The 20,167-nt window shown below is 51.8% G+C and carries 18 protein-coding genes and 1 pseudogene; 5 read left to right on the top strand and 14 right to left on the bottom strand.

Annotated elements, in window-relative coordinates:
- Position 1: 1 nt before the first annotated feature.
- Both GW579_RS03920 and GW579_RS03915 read left to right on the top strand, forming a co-directional pair.
- Positions 2 to 2,779: a flavocytochrome c gene (locus GW579_RS03920; protein WP_165057678.1), complete on the top strand. Its 2,778-nt coding sequence runs from the start codon at positions 2 to 4 to the stop codon at positions 2,777 to 2,779.
- Between the two features lie 370 nt (positions 2,780 to 3,149).
- Complete coding sequence (locus GW579_RS03915; protein WP_165057676.1) at positions 3,150 to 5,465, top strand: molybdopterin-dependent oxidoreductase; 2,316 nt, start codon at positions 3,150 to 3,152, stop codon at positions 5,463 to 5,465.
- A gap of 17 nt (positions 5,466 to 5,482) precedes the next feature.
- Here the strand turns inward: GW579_RS03915 and GW579_RS03910 are convergent, their stop codons facing one another.
- A complete protein-coding gene (locus GW579_RS03910) occupies positions 5,483 to 6,370 on the bottom strand; it encodes a LysR family transcriptional regulator (RefSeq protein ID WP_152327170.1) in 888 nt (295 codons plus the stop codon).
- A 104-nt stretch (positions 6,371 to 6,474) separates the two neighbouring features.
- Here GW579_RS03910 and GW579_RS03905 point away from each other — a divergent pair, with 104 nt between their 5' ends.
- The gene (locus GW579_RS03905) at positions 6,475 to 7,110 is read left to right on the top strand and encodes an NADPH-dependent F420 reductase (RefSeq protein WP_165057674.1); all 636 of its coding nucleotides are present in this window, start codon (positions 6,475 to 6,477) and stop codon (positions 7,108 to 7,110) included.
- 88 nt (positions 7,111 to 7,198) lie between these two features.
- On the opposite strand, the gene GW579_RS03900 is transcribed toward GW579_RS03905, so the two are convergent.
- The 12 genes and pseudogenes from GW579_RS03900 to GW579_RS03845 form a co-directional block, all read right to left on the bottom strand.
- The gene (locus GW579_RS03900; RefSeq protein ID WP_165057672.1) at positions 7,199 to 7,690 is read right to left on the bottom strand and encodes an Hcp family type VI secretion system effector; all 492 of its coding nucleotides are present in this window, start codon (positions 7,688 to 7,690) and stop codon (positions 7,199 to 7,201) included.
- A gap of 12 nt (positions 7,691 to 7,702) precedes the next feature.
- Positions 7,703 to 8,098 (bottom strand): putative T6SS immunity periplasmic lipoprotein, encoded by a 396-nt coding sequence (locus GW579_RS03895; protein WP_165057670.1) that lies wholly within the window; start codon positions 8,096 to 8,098, stop codon positions 7,703 to 7,705.
- Between the two features lie 2 nt (positions 8,099 to 8,100).
- Complete coding sequence (locus GW579_RS03890; RefSeq protein WP_165057668.1) at positions 8,101 to 8,670, bottom strand: type IV secretion protein Rhs; 570 nt, start codon at positions 8,668 to 8,670, stop codon at positions 8,101 to 8,103.
- Between the two features lie 607 nt (positions 8,671 to 9,277).
- Entirely contained in the window at positions 9,278 to 9,955 is a 678-nt protein-coding gene (locus GW579_RS03885; RefSeq protein ID WP_165057666.1) for a DUF1989 domain-containing protein, read from the bottom strand.
- 15 nt (positions 9,956 to 9,970) lie between these two features.
- Entirely contained in the window at positions 9,971 to 10,636 is a 666-nt protein-coding gene (locus tag GW579_RS03880; protein WP_165057664.1) for an amino acid ABC transporter permease, read from the bottom strand.
- Positions 10,636 to 11,289 (bottom strand): amino acid ABC transporter permease, encoded by a 654-nt coding sequence (locus tag GW579_RS03875; protein WP_152327177.1) that lies wholly within the window; start codon positions 11,287 to 11,289, stop codon positions 10,636 to 10,638. The genes GW579_RS03880 and GW579_RS03875 overlap by 1 nt, the downstream gene beginning before the upstream one ends.
- 3 nt (positions 11,290 to 11,292) lie before the next feature.
- The gene (locus GW579_RS03870; RefSeq protein ID WP_165057662.1) at positions 11,293 to 11,940 is read right to left on the bottom strand and encodes an urea carboxylase-associated family protein; all 648 of its coding nucleotides are present in this window, start codon (positions 11,938 to 11,940) and stop codon (positions 11,293 to 11,295) included.
- Positions 11,924 to 12,553, bottom strand: a complete 630-nt coding sequence (locus tag GW579_RS03865; RefSeq protein WP_165057660.1) for a DUF1989 domain-containing protein — start codon at positions 12,551 to 12,553, stop codon at positions 11,924 to 11,926. Before GW579_RS03865 ends, GW579_RS03870 begins: the two co-directional genes overlap by 17 nt.
- A 3-nt stretch (positions 12,554 to 12,556) precedes the next feature.
- Positions 12,557 to 13,393, bottom strand: coding sequence for a transporter substrate-binding domain-containing protein (locus GW579_RS03860; protein WP_165057658.1), 837 nt, complete (start codon positions 13,391 to 13,393; stop codon positions 12,557 to 12,559).
- A gap of 251 nt (positions 13,394 to 13,644) precedes the next feature.
- Entirely contained in the window at positions 13,645 to 14,496 is an 852-nt protein-coding gene (locus GW579_RS03855) for a MurR/RpiR family transcriptional regulator (RefSeq protein WP_165057656.1), read from the bottom strand.
- Positions 14,497 to 14,767: 271 nt separating this feature from the next.
- Complete coding sequence (locus GW579_RS03850) at positions 14,768 to 15,406, bottom strand: nitroreductase family protein (protein ID WP_165058702.1); 639 nt, start codon at positions 15,404 to 15,406, stop codon at positions 14,768 to 14,770.
- 238 nt (positions 15,407 to 15,644) lie between these two features.
- Positions 15,645 to 15,905 (bottom strand): annotated as a pseudogene (locus tag GW579_RS03845) (pyridoxal-phosphate dependent enzyme); the annotation flags it as partial.
- 472 nt (positions 15,906 to 16,377) lie between these two features.
- Between GW579_RS03845 and GW579_RS03840 the strand changes: the two are divergent.
- Positions 16,378 to 16,992, top strand: coding sequence for a LuxR C-terminal-related transcriptional regulator (locus GW579_RS03840; protein WP_152327182.1), 615 nt, complete (start codon positions 16,378 to 16,380; stop codon positions 16,990 to 16,992).
- Positions 16,993 to 17,020: 28 nt separating this feature from the next.
- Here the strand turns inward: GW579_RS03840 and GW579_RS03835 are convergent, their stop codons facing one another.
- Entirely contained in the window at positions 17,021 to 17,605 is a 585-nt protein-coding gene (locus GW579_RS03835) for a helix-turn-helix domain-containing protein (RefSeq protein ID WP_165057654.1), read from the bottom strand.
- A 1,236-nt stretch (positions 17,606 to 18,841) separates the two neighbouring features.
- On the opposite strand from GW579_RS03835, the gene GW579_RS03830 reads away from it, so the two are divergent.
- A complete protein-coding gene (locus GW579_RS03830) occupies positions 18,842 to 20,068 on the top strand; it encodes a TolC family outer membrane protein (RefSeq protein WP_165057652.1) in 1,227 nt (408 codons plus the stop codon).
- Positions 20,069 to 20,167: the final 99 nt, after the last annotated feature.

Here is a 20,167-nt window from a genome sequence, read left to right as displayed (position 1 = left end):
CATGAATAAGCTCACCCCGGTCCTTAAGCCACTGACGCTGCCCAACGGCGCGGTGCTGAAAAACCGCCTGCTGATGGCGCCAATGACCACCTGTACGGGCTTTTACGACGGTACAGTCACCAGCGAACTGGTGGAGTATTACCGCGACCGCGCCGGCAGCATCGGGACCGTCATCGTTGAGTGTTGCTTCATTGATCGTTTAGGCCCGGCGTTTCCGGGCGCGATTGCCATCGACAGCGACAACAAAATTCCCGGCCTGAAAAAAATTGCGGATGCTATCATATCCAAAGGGTCGAAAGCGATCCTTCAGATTTATCACGGCGGCCGTATGGTTGAACCTGAACTGATCGGGGGCCGTACGCCGGTTGCGCCAAGTGCTATCGCCGCGCCGCGTGAAGGTGCCACCACACCGAAAGAACTGACCGGCGAAGAAGTGGAAACCATGATCACCAAATTTGGTGATGCGGTGAACCGTGCGATTAAAGCCGGATTCGACGGCGTGGAAATCCACGGTGCGAACACGTATCTGATTCAGCAGTTCTATTCCCCGAACTCCAACCAGCGCACCGATAAGTGGGGCGGCGACCGCGACAAACGCGCGCTGTTCCCGATGGAAGTGCTGGAAATCACCCATAAAATGGCGAAACGCTTCGCCGACGCCTCCTTTATTATCGGCTACCGTTTCTCGCCGGAAGAGCTGGAAGTGCCCGGCATTCGTTTCGACGACACGATGTACTTGCTGGAAAAACTCGCCGCGCGCGGGCTGGATTACGTGCATTTCTCCGTCGGCCAGCTGCTGCGTCCTTCTATTGTCGATACCCAGGACCCGACGCCGCTTATCACTAAATTCCGCGCCATGCGTTCTGAGACGCTGGCCAAAGTGCCAGTGATTGGTGTGGGCGGTGTGGTGAATAAATCCGATGCCGAAAGCGCGCTGGAACACGGCTTTGATCTGGTGGCGGTGGGCAAAGCCTGCATCGCGTACCCGGACTGGGCTGACCGCATCATTAATAATGATCACCTCGAGCTGTATATCGACAGCCACAAACGTGAAGAGCTGAATATTCCGGAACCGCTGTGGCGCTTCTCACTGGTCGACGCCATGATCCGCGACACCAGCGTCACCGGCCGTAAATATAAGGCCGGCGTTTATCAGGAGAAAGTAGAAGCCGAAGCGCTGAAACTGAAAATCAACGTGGTGCTCGATACTGACCGTATTACCGATATTCAGCTGGTTAAAGACGACTCGCTGGACGTTGATTTCACCACCACGTTCGAAAGCCTGCGTACGCGTATGCTGGTGGCCAACAGCCCGCACGTTGATGCGATTACCGGCGCAACCACGCAGAGTGAGGCGCTGAAAAAAGCCGTTTCACGCGCCATGACAACCTCGAACAAAGAACACGTCATAGATGAAGGCGGTAACCCGCAGGCACCGCAAAACTTTGACGTTGTGGTCATCGGCAGCGGCGGCGCCGGGCTGGCGGCGGCGATTCAGGCGCACGACGACGGCGCACATGTAGTGATTATCGAAAAAATGCCGACCATTGGCGGCAACACCATCAAAGCCTCCGTCGGGATGAATGCGGCAGAAACACGCTTCCAGAAACTCAAAGGCATAGAAGACAGCAAAGACCTGTTCTATGACGAAACGCTGAAAGGCGGGAAGTTTAAAAACAACCCGGTACTGCTGCGTGAGTTTGTTGAACTGGCGCCGGAAGCCATCGAATGGCTGGCGGCGAAAGAGATCGAACTTAACGACATCACCATCACCGGCGGGATGAGCATCGACCGCACGCACCGTCCGGCAGACCGTTCTGCGGTGGGCGGATTCCTCATCAGCGGTCTGGTGAAAAACATCAACAAACGCGAAATCGAAGTTCTGCTGGAAACGTCTGTTTCGGAAATCCTGTTCGAAAACGGCGCAGTCTCCGGCGTGCAGGTGGTCGATGAATACAATGACACCCGTATCCTGAATGCGAAAAGCGTCATTGTTGCCACCGGCGGTTTCAGCGCCAACCGCAACATGGTGGTGAGCTACCGTCCGGATCTTGACGGTTTCGTCACGACCAACCACGCGGGCGCGACCGGCAGCGGCATCGCGATGTTGCAAAAACTGGGCGCAGATACCGTGGACATGGGCGAAATCCAGATCCACCCGACGGTCGAACAAACCACGTCTTACCTGATTTCAGAAGCCATTCGCGGCGGCGGGGCGATTCTGGTCAGTCAGGCCGGTCACCGTTTCTACAACGAAATGGAAACCCGCGACAAAGTCTCCGCCGAAATTATCGGGCTGCCGGAGAAAAGTGCGTGGATTATCTTCGATGAGCAGGTGCGGGCGAATAACAAAGCGGCGGACGAATACATCGCCAAAGGGTTTGTGCTCAGCGCACCGACTCCGCAGGAACTGGCCGTCAAACTGAACATGGATCCGCAGGTGCTGGCCGACACGCTGGAGCGCTATAACCTGTTCGTGGTCGCGAAAAAAGACGAAGACTTTGGCCGTACAACTGCGCTGCGTCACCCGCTCAATCAGGGGCCGTTCTTTGCAATCCGCATCGCACCGGGCGTTCACCACACCATGGGCGGCGTCACCATCAATCCTGACACCGCGGTTCTGGATGCCCAGAAACAAATCATCCCTGGCGCCTGGGCTGCCGGTGAAGTCGTGGGCGGTATCCACGGCGCAAACCGGATTGGCGGCAACGCCGTGGCCGACATCATCATCTTTGGGACGCTGGCGGGGAGGAAGGCGACGGCATTTTCGAAGGCATAAATACTGCGTTGGTTAACCGACAGTGGGATCGGGAAAGTTTCGGTTTTTCAATTGCAGTGATCGCTCAGCGGCTGACGCCGAAACCGACCAAAGAGGCCCGGGACGGGGCCTCTTTGGCATCTCCACGTCTTTTTCAACACGCGCTATCGCGCGCAGTGAAAGAGGCCAGGATTTTCATGGGGCGCGGCGATAGGCGCTCCTTGAAGCCAGTTTGGGTGGTAAACCCAAAATCCCACCCCAGACTTATCCAACTCCCCCATAACGTTATGATAAAAATAGCATTAACATCGATCGCGTAGCGAACACGTTACCGGCATGTTAATGTGAGTTTTGCCTGCCCATTTTTGCCAATAATAAAAGCCTGCTAATAATGAAAAACAATCACGATCTGGCCGTTATGCACTGGGGGACGTACCGCGTCACCACGGACGACGGTGTTTTGAAATCTGTTAAACCGGTGGAATGGGATCGCAACCCGTCTGAAATTGGCCAGTCACTGGTCGGTGGCGTTGACGGTGACAGCCGTATCCGACGCCCTGCGGTGCGCCTCGGCTATTTACAACACGGCGCGGCCTCACGTGAAGGGCGCGGGAAAGAGCCGTTTGTGGAAGTCAGTTGGGAGACCGCGTTATCGCTTATCGCAGGCGAGCTTCAGCGGGTGAAAACTAAACACGGCAATTCCGCGTTTTATGCCGGTTCCTACGGCTGGTCGAGCGCCGGGCGTTTCCATCACGCACAAAGCCAGATGCACCGGTTTTTCAACCAGTTCGGCGGCTACACCGGCAGCACCAACACTTACAGCCTGGCCGCCGCCGAGCGTTTGCTACCGCACATTATCGGCGACCTGGATGTCCTGCAAAAACAACATACTCACTGGTCGGTTCTGGCCGGAAATTGTGAGCTTTTTGTCGCCTTTGGCGGCCTGCCGTGGCGCAATGCGCAGGTTAACGGCGGCGGTGCGAACGATCACTCCCTGAAATACTGGCTCCAGACCCTGGAGCAAACGGGTACGCGCTTTATCAACGTCAGCCCGGTGAAAAACGACCTGTCTTCGGTGAAATCGGCGCAGTGGCTTTCCCTCAACCCGGGCAGCGATACCGCGCTGCTGCTGGCGCTAAGCTACGTTCTGATCGACGAATCCCGCTATAACGCCGGTTTTGTTGCCAGCCATACGGTCGGATTTGACACCTATCGCGACTACCTGACCGGCGCGAAAGACGGCAAAGCCAAAACGCCGGAATGGGCAGAATCCCTGACCGGTATGAGCGCGGACAGCATCCGGGCGCTGGCGCGGGAGATGTCGGAAAAGCGCACGATGATCAACATCGCGTGGTCATTGCAGCGGGCAAGGCAGGGCGAACAGACCTTCTGGGCGACGGTGGCGCTGGCGTCACTGCTCGGGCAAATCGGTACGCCGGGCGGCGGGCTGGGTTTTGCCTATGCCTCGACCAATCTCGCCGGTTCTGACCGCCGCACTTTCTCCGGCCCGCGTTTGCCAATGGGCAAAAATCTGGTAAGCGAGCATATTCCGGTCGCACGGCTTTCGGACATGCTGCTCAATCCGGGGGCGGAATATCAGTTTGACGGCAAAAATTGCCGGTACCCGGATATCCGCGTGGTGTACTGGGCGGGCGGTAACGCATTTCACCATCATCAGGATATCAACCGGCTGATCAACGCCTGGCGTAAACCGGACACCGTCGTGGTTCACGAACAGTACTGGACCGCACAGGCGAAATTCGCTGATATCGTGTTGCCGGTGACGACATCGCTTGAACGTGAAGACATCGGCAGCGCCAGCAATGACGGCTTTATGATTGCCATGCGTCAGCATATTCCGCCGTTTGCAGAGGCAAAAAGTGACTACGAGATTTTCGCCGAACTGGCCGCAAAAATGGGCTTTGGCGAGGAATTCAGCGAAGGGCGCGACCCGGCGCAATGGCTGCGCCATATCTATGAAATTTCACGTCCGCGCGCCGAAGCTGACGGCATCGAACTGCCTGACTTTGAAGATTTCTGGCAGCAGGGAAAAATGGAATATGCACGGCCGGACACGCCGCAGATCTTCCTGAAAGCGTTCCGTGATGATCCGCAAGGCGCGCCACTCGCCACGCCTTCGGGCAAAATCGAACTGTTTTCGCAGACCGTCGCCGACTTTGATTACGAAGAATGTCCCGGTTTTCCGTTCTGGTTTGAAAAGGATGCGCAGGAACAGCAGGCATTCAGCGCCCGCTGGCCGCTGCATCTGCTTTCCAGCCAGCCACGTACGCGTCTGCACAGCCAGTACGATCACGGAGCCGTCAGCCGTGGTACCAAAGTGCAGGATCGCGAACCGTTGTGGTTACACCCGCAGGACGCCGCTGCGCGCGGTATCACAGAAGGCAGCATCGTGCGCGTCTTTAACGATCGCGGGGCGATTTTAGCGGGGGTGCATATCACGGAAGATTTACGCCCCGGCGTGGTGCAAATGTCCACGGGAGCCTGGTATGACCCGCAGGATCCAACGCAGCCGGATTCCATCGATAAGCACGGCAATCCGAACGTACTGACGGAAGATCGCGGGAGTTCGCGCCTCGGTCAGGGGTGTACCGCGCAAAGTTGCTGGATTGAAATTGAACGCTGGGATGCGCCACTGCCGGATGTGACGGCGTTTAAGCCTCCGGTTTTTGTCGCTGCCGACGCGTAAAATGATGACAGTGCGATTCAGCCAAACGCCTCTTTGATCGCATTAGTAAAGCAGCGAATTTTCACAGTTTGCCGCAGCCCGGCCGGTGTCAGAACATGCATCGGCCGGGAAGGGCCGGTGTAATCCGGCAAAATCTGCACCAGCCGTCCTTGCGTAATTTCCTCATTGAGCACATCTTCCGGCCCCAGCGTCACGCCGTAACCTTTCACCGCCGCATGCAGCAAGGCCCGCCAGTCATTGGCGCGTAAACGTCCGGCAGGGTGGACTTCATGTGTTTTCCCGTCCTTGCTGAAAATCCAGCGACACGGATCCTGCGGCGGCCAGATCCCGTAAACCAGACACGAATGCTGCGCCAGGCTGGCAGGCGTATCCGGCACACCGTTCTGCGCCAGATAGCCCGGCGAAGCGCAGGCAATCAGCCGGTAAGGCCGCAGCGGGCTGGCAATCATCGGGCCGTCGGTGAGCTCGCCAATGCGCAAAATCACCTCATAACCTTCCTCGACCGGATCGACCATCCGGTCGGTCAGCGTCAGCTCAACCTGCGTTTCCGGGAATTTATCCAGATATTGCGTAATAAAAGGCGCGAGCGCCGAAGAGCCGAACGTAACCGGCGCATTCACGCGGATAACGCCGGAAGGCGTGGCTTTCATGTCCAGCGCAATCGCATCGGCGGCTTCCGCCTCGGCCAGCACCCGTTTGCAGCGTTCATAATAGCTTCGGCCAATATCGGTGAGATGCTGACGGCGCGTGGTCCGGTTGATCAGTACGGTGCCCAGCCGCGTTTCGAGCCGGGCAATATGTTTCGCCACCATCTGCGGAGAGATCCGCAATGCTTCGGCGGCGGCGGCAAAGGAGCCCAGTTCGGACGTCCTGACGAACACATTCATGCTGGTTAACCGGTCCATGATTCACTCCTTTTTGTTGTTTGTTTATGTCGATGATGGCGATTTATCAACACTGAGTATCGAATTATTCTTTATCTTTCTGCAACGAAATGAAAGGTGAAATCATGAAAATAGGCATTATTGGCGCAGGATTTGTCGGCCGCGCAGTCGCCAAACTGGCACTTAAAGCGGGGCATCAGGTGATGCTGAGTAATTCACGCGGGCCGCAGACACTGTTCAGCCTGAAACCTATGATTGGTTGTGAAATCGGAACTGCTACGGAAGCCGCAATTTTCGGTGACATCGTGGTGATCGCCGTGCCGCTGACTGCCATCGGGCAATTACCGGCCTCCGGACTCACCGGGAAGCAGGTTATCGATGCCGTAAATTACTACCAGGATCGCGACGGTCAGGTGCCCGTGCTGGATAATCACACGACCACCACCAGCGAATATCTCGCCGGTTTCCTGCCGGGTGCGACCATCACCAAAGCGTTCAACTCGATTCGGATGACCGATCTTGAAAACGAAGGCTTACCGGCCAGCGACCCGCAACGCCGCGCACTCCCGCTCGCCGGTGACAACGCGGAAACGAAAAAGCTGGTGGCCGGTTTATACGATGCTTTTGGTTTCGACGCCGTCGACGCCGGTTCGCTCTCCGAAGGCTGGCGCTTCGAACGCGGCACGCCGACGTATTGTGTGCTGATGTCGAAAGAAGAACTGAAGGTTGGGCTGGAAGGGACGAGGAGGGACGTGCAGTAATACAGATATCAACGCCCGGATGGATGGCCGGGCTTTGATTATCAGCCCAACCGTCATTAATCTAAATAGATTACTTATATTCAAGAGGTTAACCGAAATGTCCCCAACTCCATCCATCGGTAAACTGAATGTTGCCCTCTATAAATTTCCAGGTAATTTTCTCATAAGCAATACCAAAAGTTTCACACGGGGTGAATTTGTCCTGATCTGAATGTTTCACATGTGGCAGTTTGGGGTTTATATTTGTCACTACGACATCTTCCATTGTCATATTGTAAAATTCTTGCTCTTGCCCCGCGTCATTTATTTGGTACCACTTAATGATAGCAGATTTTAGTTTTATGTTATTACAAACTGCCCGAAATAAATAAGGTGATGAGCAATCAAACTCCTTCTCCAACATCATTGCATGATGTTTACGGCCTCCCGTTAATCTGCCTCTGTTCCCGTCAAACAAAACGGATACCCCATGATTAAAACTCAGAAGTTCAATGCTTCCTTCCCGTCCTAAAACCTTAACACCACCTTTGATGGCGACGCCATTTTCATCAGTTAAAAATAAATATGCAGGAATTGGCATTCATAGCACCTTTTATTTGAGTAGTGAGGTTCCACTGAAAAAATCTCTACCATTATTGGCATGAGTTCTAATTGATGCTGTATAAATTATAGATTCTCTATTTTTAATTTTTTCTATGGAAAATTGAATTGAGTAGGATTCTTCCGGTTCAAAATTCAAAATATCTTGCGGGATACATTTCCTTGCGTCTAATTTTTGATGGCGAATATCGAAGCTCGAAGATTTTATCATTTTATTGTTTTGTATTTTTATAACGTTATAAATAAATCCCGCCCCTATATCTGGCGCGAAAATACATATTTCATTGCCTTGGACTTTAACTTTTGGATGATGTATATAGTCAGGTTCAACCTTGTCGCCTAAACATCCGGTTAGTAGCGCAAGACATGATAAAAAAGTTATCCTCATTGCTAATCCCCCGCCGGGAAATGCGAAAGAACGCTTTCGTATGACTGGACTATCTCTTCAAATTTGAGATTATCGTACCTGAATCTATAGTTATTGGCTGCAAGTTCGCTCCATTGATGCAGGCCGTAAGTAATTAAAATATAGTAGTCAGCCACAATTGAAGCTTGTTGCTCCATTGAGTAATTACTAAAAATCTGACCAAATAAGTCATAGTGATAATTAGCTGCCCAGCTTAGCAATCCGTTTAACCGAACAGACATGCCATGCTGATATTGCCAAACGTGACACATTTCATGTATGAAGGTGTGTTGCGCTGCAATCAGTGTATCAAACGCAGAACCCGTAATGGAGTAGTCAGCAGAGTAATGTTCATACCTGAAGTAAATTTCCCCGTTTGGTGACATTGCATATCGTGGAGATTGTAGTCCAAAGAGAAAGTAGCTTTCATCGTGAACCCATACTTTATAGTAATCAATATATTCACCATAAATTGTTTTGCATATATCGATTTCACCCCTTGTCAGGTGTCTTACTTCTCCTTCATTAATATCATAATACTCAGCAGACGACATACATAACCCCTGACTTTGCTATTCATTCACCCATAGGGATAAACGATGTTCAATGCCCGCTAATATACTCCCGTGGCCTGCGTGGGTATAATGCAAAGAATCTATACGTCATGGATGATGTATAGATTTGAAAAATTATTTGTTCTTCTTAATTATGTGAGTATATATAAGGGGCTGTGCAGTGTCTGAATACAATTTTATTTTCGAGGATTCAGCCCCCTGAATCTTTATTTAATGGGCTTGCAAATAAATCGTCCTCTCCCCCTGTGCAGGGGGAGTAAATATACATTAATAAAATTGCATTCCAAAAAAATAACTGGCAAAAATCTCAAACACTCCCTCCGAATTACATAGCCGCTCGCCGCTTTCAAAAATCACGCTGAAAGGAGGGTGGAAAACCGCGACTATTTCGCGCGGTTTGAAACCCGGGTGAATGGACCGCGCAGCGGCAGGATTTTGCGGCAATAGCAGAAATTGCTGAAACATGGTCAGCGAGCGGTAGCGCGCAGTTAAAAACGAGGGTGGCCAAAGGAGGGCGCGTGCGTTAACGCGCCCTTTGGGCCAGTTTGGGCGGCAACTCAGATTGTTGCCCTTAACGTTTGTTGCCTCAGACCCCCTCCGGTACCCACGCTCCCTGCAATTTCACCTGCGGGAATCCCGCTGTCAGAATTCGCAGTTCGGCGTCACGCGGCGTGTTATCGCCTTGCCCCTGAATGCTGACGATATCCTGCGGGCAGGCGGAGAAGGCGACATAGCAATCCATTTCGGCGCGAAGAATGATGTAATCGCCCGGACGCGTGACGACCGGCAGGGTTTTCAGCGTGCGGCCATCGGGCTGAACCTGAATATTCATGAAGATGTTAAACGACGCCAGATTGCCGTGCGGCAAATTTACGCCCAGCTCCGCCATGCCTTCGAACAGATTGTCGTGGCAGTTGCGGTGCGGTTCGGTGCAGCCGAGCAGTTCATAACGGCGCGCGTCGCAGGCGGCCATAAACGTGTCGTGGACGCCCGGTGACGTGTCGGCCACCAGCGTGAGAATAGGGTGGCGCTGGCTGGTGATAAAGCTGTCGCCGACCTGCGGATTCAGCCGCTGATTCCACACCCGCGTGGCTTCCATACACATATATTCGCCGACATCCGCCGCGTTATACGCCCAGCAATCGACCACCTGCGTCCCGTGTAAATTCACCACCTGCACCGCTTCACCCTTTTTCAGATGCACCGCTTTGCCGTGGCGCGCCGGAATAAGCTGGATGTCGCGATGCTCAAGATCAGCTGACATGTTTTTTTCTCCTGGTTAATGTTGCATGCCGCGACGATAGCGCGTCATGCGAAATTCAATATGGCGCGCCAGCCAGTCAATCAGGCTGTTCAGCACCCAGTAACACAGCGCCACCGTGAGATAAATCTCCAGCGGCGCGTAAGTATCAGAAATCGCCTGTTTGGCGGCGTACATAAATTCCTGTACCGAAACAATCGAAAGCAGCGCCGAATCTTTAATCAGACCGATCATCAGCCCGACCAGCGGCGACAACATCTGCGGCAGCGTCTGAGGCAAAACCACATCGCGCAACTGCTCGGTGCGGCTTAGCCCCAGAACGCGGCAGGCTTCCCACTGGCCGCGCGGCAACGCCTCAACCGCGGAGCGGATCACCTGAGCGATATACGGCGCGTAATACAATGTCAGCGCCAGTACGCCGACCTGCGGCGAAGTGAATGTGATGTCATATTCCGGCAACACGAAATAGAGCAGATAGATGACAATCAGCAGCGGTAACGCCAGCGTCAGGCTGGTGTAAATACGCAGGATCCGCTGCCAGAACGGCGGGGCGCGCATTAAGGCGGTCGCCATCAGCGTGCCCCAAAACAATGAACAAAATGCCGCGATGGCGCAAAGTTTGAGGGTGGCCGCCATGCCGTTGCCCAGCGACGGCAGTGAGCTGAGAATCGCCTGCCAGTCCATTACGCAACCCTCCGTTTCGCTTCCAGATGGCGCACTGCGCTGATCAGCGGCAGCGCAATCAGCAGATATCCCGCGGATACCAGCAGTAAAACTTGTGTCGCGTCATAGGTTCGCGCAATCACAATTTGCCCGGCGTAGGTCAGTTCAGTGAGCGCGACTACCGACGCCAGCGGGGTGGTTTTGAGCAAAATGGTGAACTCGTTGACCAGCATCGGCAGGCTGGCGCGCAGGATTTGCGGGTTAATCACAAACCACCACGTTAGCCACCGGCTCAGCCCCAGCGTGCGGGCGGCTTCGCGCTGGCCTTTAGTGACCAGACTCTGGTTCACACGCAGGATCTCCGCGACGTAAGCGCCGCTGTTCATCCCGATCGCCAGCACGGCGGCGAGCATCGGATGCCCGCCAAGCCCCAGCCGCGGCAGGGTAAAAAACACCACAAAAAGCTGCACGATGGCGGGCGTGCCGCGCATCAGGCTGACATACAGCCGTCCGAACGCGCGCCACGGCCATGCACGGCGAAGCTGGAGAAAACAGACAATCTGCCCCAGAACGATACTGAGCAGTGCCGCGAGAACGGTCAGGATCACCGTCATCAGCAGGCCATGCCCTAACTCGGGAAGTGCGGCGATGACCTGTTCACTCAGCCCCAACATGCGTTACTCCCCGCCGAATGCGGACAGATTTTCCGCTACCGAAAGCCGCAGCGGCGCCGGTTTGTCATTGCCTTCGATGCCGGTACAGCAGGCCGACGCGATAAACAGCGTATCCGCCACCACGCGGCAGGTGATGCTGTCGCCCGGCTGCGTGCGGTTGGTTTCCGGCAGAATTTCGCCTTCGCGCGTCAGGCGGACGTGCATAAACAGATTGATCGGATCCGGCAGTTTCGGCACGTCCATGTTCAGCCGCGCAAGTTCGGCCTGTACGGTTTCAATGCAGCCTTTACCTTCATAACCCTGTTGTGTCAGCCATGCGCGGGTCGATCCCGGCAGCAGCAGATCGTGGCGCTTCACGCTGTCTTTCCCCAGCACCATCACCGGACGGCGACGGTTGTTCACCAGCCGCATCCCTGAACCGAGCAGATAGCTGTTGCTGAATACGCGGGTATGATGCACGGAAAGCCACACAGCAGGATCGGTCAGGCTGAAACCAAACAGCGACGCCACGGCGCCTTCGCCCAGCGCAGTGATGCGCAGCAACTGACCGCGCAGCACGCGGATGGAACCGGCTTCTCCGGCTTTAATTTCGACAGGCGCGGCGAGCGGACGCACGTCGCTTTCGGCCCAGGCCTCACGCATTAACAGCATGCTGACTCTCCCCGTGGTAATGATTGCTGACCTGAATATCAATCGGCGTGACCTGCAAACCGTTGCCGGGAATGATGTCCTGCGGGCAGGAAGACACGGCGCAAATCAGGTCGCACAACGCTTCAAACACAATGCAGTCGCCCGCTTTACTGGTCGGATCGGTGACTTCCATCCGGCCATCGGCGGTCACCGGCCCGTTCTGGAACAGATTGAACGGCTCCGGCAGGCTGAAATACGTTACACCGTGCGCCTTCATACCTTCGAGCAGGTTATCGACGCAGTTGCGGTGGCCTTCCACGCCGAAATCGACGCTAAACCGCGTGCGGTCGCAGGCCGGAACATTGGCATCGTGAATGCCAATGGTGTCAGCCACAATGCGCAGCATCGGGCGGTTTTCACTCGACCACAACGCGTCGCCGGGTTTGAAGAACAGCGAGCGCAAATGCTGGCGCGTATGCACCGGCGAAAGCTTCTCGCTGAGATCGTCCGCATTGACCGCCACAAAGTCGGCGGCCTGTTGCCCTCCGGTGTCTATGACGGTAATAAACTGGCCTTTTTTCACCTCAAAGGTTTTGCCGTGACCGGCAGGCACCGTCAGTGTTGATTGGCACATAACTTACTCCTGAGGGATGAAATCGCTGGCGGGCACGGTAAACGTGGTACCGAGATACTGTTTTTGCAGTGCCGAAAGCTCACCATCTTTTTGCATCGCCAGAATGTGATCGCTGATGGCCTTGTTCAGGCTGACATCGTCTTTACGCGTGGCCCATGCCATCCACTGCGACGGCCCGGCCTCGCCGACCTGTACGACTTTATTCGGGTATTTTTTAACAATTGGCGCGAGTACCGAGATATCGTCATAAACGAAATCGGCACGTCTGGTCATCAGCGTGCTGACGGTCTGATCGAGCGTATCAACGCTGATAATCGTGATGGGTTTTTTGCCTTCTTTGGTCAGCGTTTCGTTAAAGCCTTTCAGCAACTGCTCCGGCACGCTGGCGCTTTTTACCGCGCCGCTCAGCCCGGAGAGATCGTCAGGCGTCAGCTTTTTGCTGCTGAATTTTTTCGCTTCGCTTTCACGCACCAGCACACCGTTGACGGTTTTGCTGTAAGGCGTGGTGAACAGCACTTTTTTGGCGCGCTCGGCGGTCACATTCAGGGAAGAACCTTCGGCATTGAATGACCCTGAAATCAGGCCGGGCAAAATGCCGCTAAATGCCGTCTTCTGAAACTCCAGTTTCACGCCGAGGTCTTTGGCGAACGATTCCATGATCGCCACGCTGTAACCGGTGATTTCGCCTTTATCGTTGGTGAATTCATAAGGCGGGAATGTCGGGTCGATGCCAACGGTGATTTTTCCGCTGCTTTTAATGTCTGACAAAGTATCAGCATTAGCGGCTGTTGCTGCGCCGAGCGTGAGCAAAGTGGCGATCAGCAGTGCTGTTTTTTTCATTATGGTGTTTCCCTGGTGTTGGTGAAATGTCATTCCTACCAGAGCAGATTCCGTGCCAGTTTTCTGATCGATGAAACGGTAATCTCAGCAGGAAACCTCTTTTTCTCAGTGAATCAATGAGAAACAAGTGTTTCTTTGGTTGTATAATTAATTTCTCTGGTTTCATATCAATTGAAAAAAAAGCGACGTCCGTAAACGCCGTTGCACTGATTTGGTGAGAAACTACACAACGCGTGCGCCGTAACAGCGCATTATTCCAGCTCGTCGAGACTCTGGTGCAGGGTTTCGATAGAGGCCAGATGGTAGCTACCGGTTTTCCCCATACTGCGGGCGACCAGTGAGCAAAGCAGATTACAGACGCCGGAAAGGGCGACGGTGCTGTCAAAAATCAGGTTCACATCGGTGTGGCAGCGCAATACCCAGTTGGCATGTTTCGCCGGTTTACCTGCCAGCACATCGGAGATATACAGCATCGGCACATGCATTTCGTGCAGGGCGTTCATGGCCGTTTCCAGTGCGGGCATACGCCGGCGCAGGCCCACGCAAATCACGATATCCTGCGGACCCAGCATGGCCAGATGTTCCGCCAGAGAATCCCCGGCGCGCGGCAGCAGCTGGACATCGGGATGAATATGGACGAGATCGCGGTAAATCAGCATGGCGATGGTCTGACTGTGGCGCCAGCCCATCACCACAACGCGCCGCGCACGGGCAATCGTCTTCACGCAGGCTTCCAGTTGCTCTGTTTCCAGCGAACGGAACGTATTCACCAGACTGGAGACTTCTTTTTCCAGATGATTTTGTATCAATGTATCAAGGGGAGAAGCACTGGGCACAGCCTGAAGATACAACGGGGAGCCGCTGTTTTGCATTTCACGCGCCTGACGGCGGGCGGCATCATAACTTTCATAGCCGATATGGCGGAAAAACCGCGTCGCAGTGGCTTTGGAAACCCCCGCGCTCTGCGCCAGTTCTGTTGCCGTATTCATGGCTAACTGCCCAGGCGCTGCCAGCAAGACATCGGCCAGACGCTGTTCGTGCAAAGAGAGCTGATCCCAATGCTGGCGGATACGGCCTTCTAACGATGCCGTTTTTGCGTTCATGGATGATCCCCGGAAATAAAAATCTGATCCTGCACAGAACGTGCCGGGTTGTCATCAGGTAAATGAAAGGGGGATGTGGGTCAACGCCGGGCTGGCTTTTTAGCAGGATCGAGAAAATCCCGGTTTTCATGTGCGGTGAACGCTCAGCGGCGGGTGCCGAAACCGACCAAAGAGGGCTATGACGAGCCCTCTTTGGGATCTCCGCGTCTTTTTACAACAGGTTTTGCCGTTAAAGGCGGTTTGGGGCGCCCCCCAAAATTCTGACTAAAACTTACTTAATTTCAGTCACAAAATTCTCACGACTTCTGCGTACCTTTTTGAGGTTCACCAGCCAGTCGCCTTCATGCGCACGATAGCCGATTGGCAGGATGATCACGCTGCGCAGGTTTTTCTCTTTCAGGTCGAGGATTTCATCGACGGCTGCCGGGTCAAAACCTTCCATCGGGGTGGCGTCCACTTCTTCGAAAGCGGCGGCGATTAACGCTGCGCCCAGACCGATATAAGCCTGACGGGCAGCGGCCTGATAGTTGGCTTCGGTTCCGCGTTCCGCGACAATTCCCAGCAGCATTTTGCGATAGTTTTCCCAGCCTTCATTGACGAAACCGCGCACATCATTGGTCAGGTCGAACATCATATTTACGCGTTCTTCGGTGATGTCATCCCAGGCGGCGAATACCAGCAGGTGAGAGCTGTCCGTTACCTGCGCCTGATTCCATGCAACGGCGCGAATTTTTTCGCGAACTTCCGGGTTGGTGACGACAAACAGCTCAAACGGTTGCAGGCCGCTTGAGGTAGGCGCAAGGCGGACGGCCTCGATGATGCGTTCAAGCTTGTCAGCCGGTACGCTTTTGGTTGGGTCGAATTTTTTAGTGGCGTAGCGCCATGCCAGTCTGTCGTTTAAGGTCGTCATCATTTATTCCTGAAGGATAAGTTTGGAACCGTGGGCTTAATCGCCCGTGAAGTCATTTCCCCAAATACTTGCTGATATTCGCATTATCCGGTCCTTCGTGTTTTATGGATTTGAGCCCTGCCATAAATTCACACAAGTTGCCGCCAGTAACGCTGTTGGATCAAGGCTTTGGGATAAATGAACTGACGAAACAGCGTCCAGCGCGGGGGGCTCTTCGGTGCAGGCAAGCACCGGTTTGTTCCAGCAACTGCCGGTAGCCAAACAAACCCGCCGAGCCGCCGGTGTGGATGAACACGATATGGTGGTCGGCGCAATAGTGGCCTTTACGGATTAAATCGATAAGACCGGCCATGCCTTTGCCCGAATAAACCGGATCCAGCAAAATCCCTTCGAGCCGTGCCAGTAAACGCAGGGCTTCCAGCGTACCCGCGGTCGGCAGGCCATAGCCTTCGCCCACGTAATCACTGTTGACCGGAACGGTTTCACGCGGGAATTCACCGCGCGTTTCAAACATTTCGTGCTGAAAACACCCCCTGATCCACAACTCAGATATTTCGCCGCATAAACTAGAAAATTCTTAGAATATTTGCGGCAAAAAACGCTTTGCGGTTGTTTGTGATCAATTTTGGATGAAATGTGCGGGTTTATTGATCGTAAGTGAAAGCGGAAAAATAATGTCAATCAGACAAAATTTTAAAAGCACGCAAAGACCATAAAGAATAAGACACTGCTTTGTCGGGGTTATTACAGTGAATTGTTTCATTTGGTTCGTAATTGATAATCAATTAATGATGAGTTGTAATGGATTCATGGATTTTTATGATATGACCGTAAAAATCCTAACGTGACGCTTGAAATTCTCAAAATATCGACAGGAAAAATATCCCGAATTAAGATTGCGATGCATCAGGGGGCTAAGAATTTCCCCCTGAAAGGGAGATAAACGGAAAGTATTACCAACGGAATGATTAATGAAACAAACAGTGATAATTCACTCAGGTTATTATGAGCGGCTGGCCATCTCGGCAGTTCTGAATCAGCTTGATTTAAAAACACATGCTTTCAGTTCACTGGTTGAATTTTACAATTCAGGAATAGGGACGGGGATCGACAGTATTATTCTCGAGGTTCAGGATACTTCGGATGATTTCAATGCAGTCATGAAATTTATCCGGAGAATGAATTTCCTCTATATTCCTCCTCGGGTCATTGTCGTCACTAAGATTGAGCAGAATGATAAACTGGCGCAACTTTCTGATGAAAACATTGATATGCTTATATCAGAGCAGGAGGAGATCTCCGTACTCAGAAAAATGCTTATTACCGGTGCCTCTGACCTGAATTATCAGCGGGCACTGAGCCCTTATTTTCAGCAAAAGAGAGCGACATCCGCGCAGTCTTCACAAAAGTTTTTGACGGCCACAGAATGGGAAGTTCTGATGGCAATTAAAACCATGAAGACTAATGCCAATGTTGCGCAGAAATTAGGACGGAGCTGTAAGACGATTAGTACGCATAAGCGGAATGCGATGAAGAAACTGGGGCTGAAAAACTCGATTGAGTTGTACAAGTACCTGATGCAATAACCTGGCTTATGTGAAGCCAGGCTGTGGGTCAGAGGGAGTGATTAAGCACCCGGTTGAGGTAGCTGAAGAGTTCTTTAGTATTCTTCAGCTTAAGCTTTTTCATGGCGCTGTATTTATAGTAGTAAAGATTCGACATGGGAATCGACGTGATTTTCTCGATGTTTTTCATAGTCGGATCTTTTGCTAAGCACCGGAGCAAAATCGCTTCGTTTTTCGAGAGAAGATAATCCTCTACAAAAGGGCGTATCGCGTCGTACTTCCCGGTCAGCAGGCTGTCAAAGAAGAAATAACTCTTCGAGAAGGCATGCGCTTTGCATAAATGAAAATCGGCCAGGCGACTGTTTACAATCATATTATCGCTCAGAATAACAAACTTGCTGCTGACCAGACTCATAGACTTCAGATGATAAATAAACTTATCGATATTAAACTCAAAACTCACTTCACCTGGTTCAATTATATAGATGTCGTAGTTCTCATTGCTTTTGTCAAGCGCTTCCTCAGCACTGATTTGATTGAAAGTTATGCCTTTAGGTATATGGGTTAAAGTGAATAAATGCTTTAGCCCGTTATACGTGAATGTGCATGAGTCAATAAGTGCAATGCGCATCATTAATTCATTCCTTTAAATGAACCCGTTCTCCGTAAAGAAATCGCATATGTCCGATAGTTTTCCTCTGTTATTACCATCCAATATGCCTGTGATCATAATATATATTATGGTTCCTATCGTCAACGTAACTCAAAGTTATTAATTTCTTGTAATGTAATTAAATATTCTCAGATATTTCTTATAACCTATTGAAATTTAATGTTAATTAACATTTACGGCAAGGATTTATGTTACCCGTTTAGGACTATTTTTCGTTTCTATATTTAATACTTAAATAATCCTAGACTACTCCATAAAGCTGACATGGCTATACATTAATCGATAAATCTATAGAGAGTTTTGACGCATTTAAAATGCATGAATGAATATTTTTGGCAGCTCACCTTTGACTGATACTCATTTGCGCAGGGGGCTTTCATTTAAAAATGAAAACGAAAGCCAGACGGGGTGATATGACATCGGTTTTGTCATACCAATATAACGCTGTTTCATGCTGCTGTCTTTGTCTCCAAACAGGAACCCGACGATGGGTTTTTCCTGGCTTTATTATTAAGACGATCTGTGAACGATAATTCCGCCAGAGCATGAAATTCGCTTAACTATTTTCATGATTATTTTTGCGCTTTTTTTTCACCTATAGCTGAAATGATTAAGAGGAAAATTCGGGGATTTACACTCAGAATAATCTCACCCAGACAGCGTGTTTTTCGTCCCAAAAACGCAAAATAATGCAAATTCACCCGCATTTATTTGTAAGGATTCCGCAAATTTTCCTAAGAAGTGACCGATTTTTGTAATGTTAATGTCGCTGTTGTAATCAAATTGCCATCCCTCAGACCATTTTGGGTTATCAGATTTTTCCCTTATGTTAGAAAAATAACATCATGATTTTTAAGATTAATCCATACATGTCATGAATGTCTCTAATAGGAATATTCGCCCCTCATCAATGTATTTCAAACGGATTGGGTACTTTAGGACGGCTTTTTCTGTGTCAGGAACATTGCAATAATACCCCTGTAAATCAGATGGGATGTGGGTTCCGGAAACTGTGCGAAGGCTGCACCAGGATGTTTCCGGCAAGGAAAATGACAGGAGTGTCAGATGAAGAATTCAGTCAGAAAAGTCGCAGGAAACTTAAGCGTTTTAACTGTATGCCTGGCTCTGCCATTTGTAACCCATGCGGATGTTACAAAAGGTGGGACGGAATGGGCCTCAGCACCTTCCCTGAGAGGGATGGAGTCTGTGGATCTGAAAACGGCCATCCTACAGGCATTTTCCCGCAGCCCGTCGGTCACACAGCAGGCGTACCAGATGGGGATCGGCCAGGCGCAGATCCGCGAAGCGCAAAGCGCGTGGTACCCGCAGGTAGGGCTGAACGCCAATTCCGGTAGCTCAACACAGCAGGATTTCTCTAACAGCCTGAACAACGCGGCCGCCTATGGCATGACGTTGTCACAGTTGATTTATGACTTTGGCAAAACCAATGCCAGCGTGAATCAGCAGAAATCCTCTGAGGAAAGCTACCGCTACAAATTGCTGGCAACCATGTCCGACGTCGCAGAGCAAACGGCCACGGCGTATCTGGACGTGTTGAAATATCAGGAACTGACGCAGGTGGTAGAAGAGAATATCCGCGCGCTTGAAGACGTCAGAAGAATGTCCTCTTTACGTGCTGGCGCCGGGTTAACCACCCGTTCTGACGTCCTGCAGGCGCAGTCGCGTATTTCAGGCATGCGCTCGACGCTGAAACAATATCAGGCGAGTTTATCCGCTGCGAAAGCACAATTGACCGCGCTCACCGGCGTGGACGCGAAGTCCTATAAGCCTTTTGCCGCCAATAAATTCAGTGCGCCGGTGATGCCAAACAATATTGATTATTCCAAAATTCCGACGGTGCTTTATGCACAGGCACAAAAAGAATCCGCTTCTTATGAAGTGAGTAAAGCGAAATCTGATTATCTGCCGACGCTGAGTTTGCAGGCAAACCGTACGCGTTATGAAACCCAGAATAATCCGTACTGGAATAATCAGATTCAGTTACACGTCAGCGCGCCGCTTTATCAGGGAGGCGCGGTATCTGCGCGTGTAAGCCAGGCCGAAGGGCGGAAAAATATCGCCGGAACGGTAGTAGACCAGGCCAAGCTCGATATTCTGCAAAAAGCGTCAGTGGCTTATGCCAATTGGGCAGGGGCCGAAGGGCAGGCGCAGGCCAGCGCCGAACAATTGCAGGATTCTGTACGCTCGCGTGATGTGTACAAAAGCGAATATAAGCTTAACCAGCGCACGTTAAATGATTTGCTGAGCGTCGAACAGGATGTATTCCAGGCGAAGTTTTCACAAATCAGTGCGAAATATGACAGCGGTTATTCGCTGGTAAATTATGCCACCGCCGTCAATGATTTATTACCGCAGTTGGGTATTAATCAGGGCGCGAAGCAATCTTTACCAGACTTGAAATGATTTGTTATTAAATGTTTGTCAATAAACGTTTGTTATTTAAAAGCCAGTGGCTCGCATAAGCATTGGAATAACACCTATCAGGCATAATAAGGATAAAGG

The organism is Rahnella contaminans, from assembly GCF_011065485.1.
Taxonomy (GTDB): Bacteria; Pseudomonadota; Gammaproteobacteria; order Enterobacterales; family Enterobacteriaceae; genus Rahnella; species Rahnella contaminans.
This window is presented reverse-complemented; position numbering and strand designations above follow the sequence as displayed.

Bases quoted from the DNA above. Each gene is read 5' to 3' on its own strand.
- GW579_RS03920 (WP_165057678.1), top strand. From the start codon at position 2: ATGAATAAGCTCACCCCGGTCCTTAAGCCACTGACGCTGCCCAACGGC.
- GW579_RS03915 (WP_165057676.1), top strand. From the start codon at position 3,150: ATGAAAAACAATCACGATCTGGCCGTTATGCACTGGGGGACGTACCGC.
- GW579_RS03910 (WP_152327170.1), bottom strand. From the start codon at position 6,370: ATGGACCGGTTAACCAGCATGAATGTGTTCGTCAGGACGTCCGAACTG.
- GW579_RS03905 (WP_165057674.1), top strand. From the start codon at position 6,475: ATGAAAATAGGCATTATTGGCGCAGGATTTGTCGGCCGCGCAGTCGCC.
- GW579_RS03900 (WP_165057672.1), bottom strand. From the start codon at position 7,690: ATGCCAATTCCTGCATATTTATTTTTAACTGATGAAAATGGCGTCGCC.
- GW579_RS03895 (WP_165057670.1), bottom strand. From the start codon at position 8,098: ATGAGGATAACTTTTTTATCATGTCTTGCGCTACTAACCGGATGTTTA.
- GW579_RS03890 (WP_165057668.1), bottom strand. From the start codon at position 8,670: ATGTCGTCTGCTGAGTATTATGATATTAATGAAGGAGAAGTAAGACAC.
- GW579_RS03885 (WP_165057666.1), bottom strand. From the start codon at position 9,955: ATGTCAGCTGATCTTGAGCATCGCGACATCCAGCTTATTCCGGCGCGC.
- GW579_RS03880 (WP_165057664.1), bottom strand. From the start codon at position 10,636: ATGGACTGGCAGGCGATTCTCAGCTCACTGCCGTCGCTGGGCAACGGC.
- GW579_RS03875 (WP_152327177.1), bottom strand. From the start codon at position 11,289: ATGTTGGGGCTGAGTGAACAGGTCATCGCCGCACTTCCCGAGTTAGGG.
- GW579_RS03870 (WP_165057662.1), bottom strand. From the start codon at position 11,940: ATGCTGTTAATGCGTGAGGCCTGGGCCGAAAGCGACGTGCGTCCGCTC.
- GW579_RS03865 (WP_165057660.1), bottom strand. From the start codon at position 12,553: ATGTGCCAATCAACACTGACGGTGCCTGCCGGTCACGGCAAAACCTTT.
- GW579_RS03860 (WP_165057658.1), bottom strand. From the start codon at position 13,393: ATGAAAAAAACAGCACTGCTGATCGCCACTTTGCTCACGCTCGGCGCA.
- GW579_RS03855 (WP_165057656.1), bottom strand. From the start codon at position 14,496: ATGAACGCAAAAACGGCATCGTTAGAAGGCCGTATCCGCCAGCATTGG.
- GW579_RS03850 (WP_165058702.1), bottom strand. From the start codon at position 15,406: ATGACGACCTTAAACGACAGACTGGCATGGCGCTACGCCACTAAAAAA.
- GW579_RS03840 (WP_152327182.1), top strand. From the start codon at position 16,378: ATGAAACAAACAGTGATAATTCACTCAGGTTATTATGAGCGGCTGGCC.
- GW579_RS03835 (WP_165057654.1), bottom strand. From the start codon at position 17,605: ATGATGCGCATTGCACTTATTGACTCATGCACATTCACGTATAACGGG.
- GW579_RS03830 (WP_165057652.1), top strand. From the start codon at position 18,842: ATGGAGTCTGTGGATCTGAAAACGGCCATCCTACAGGCATTTTCCCGC.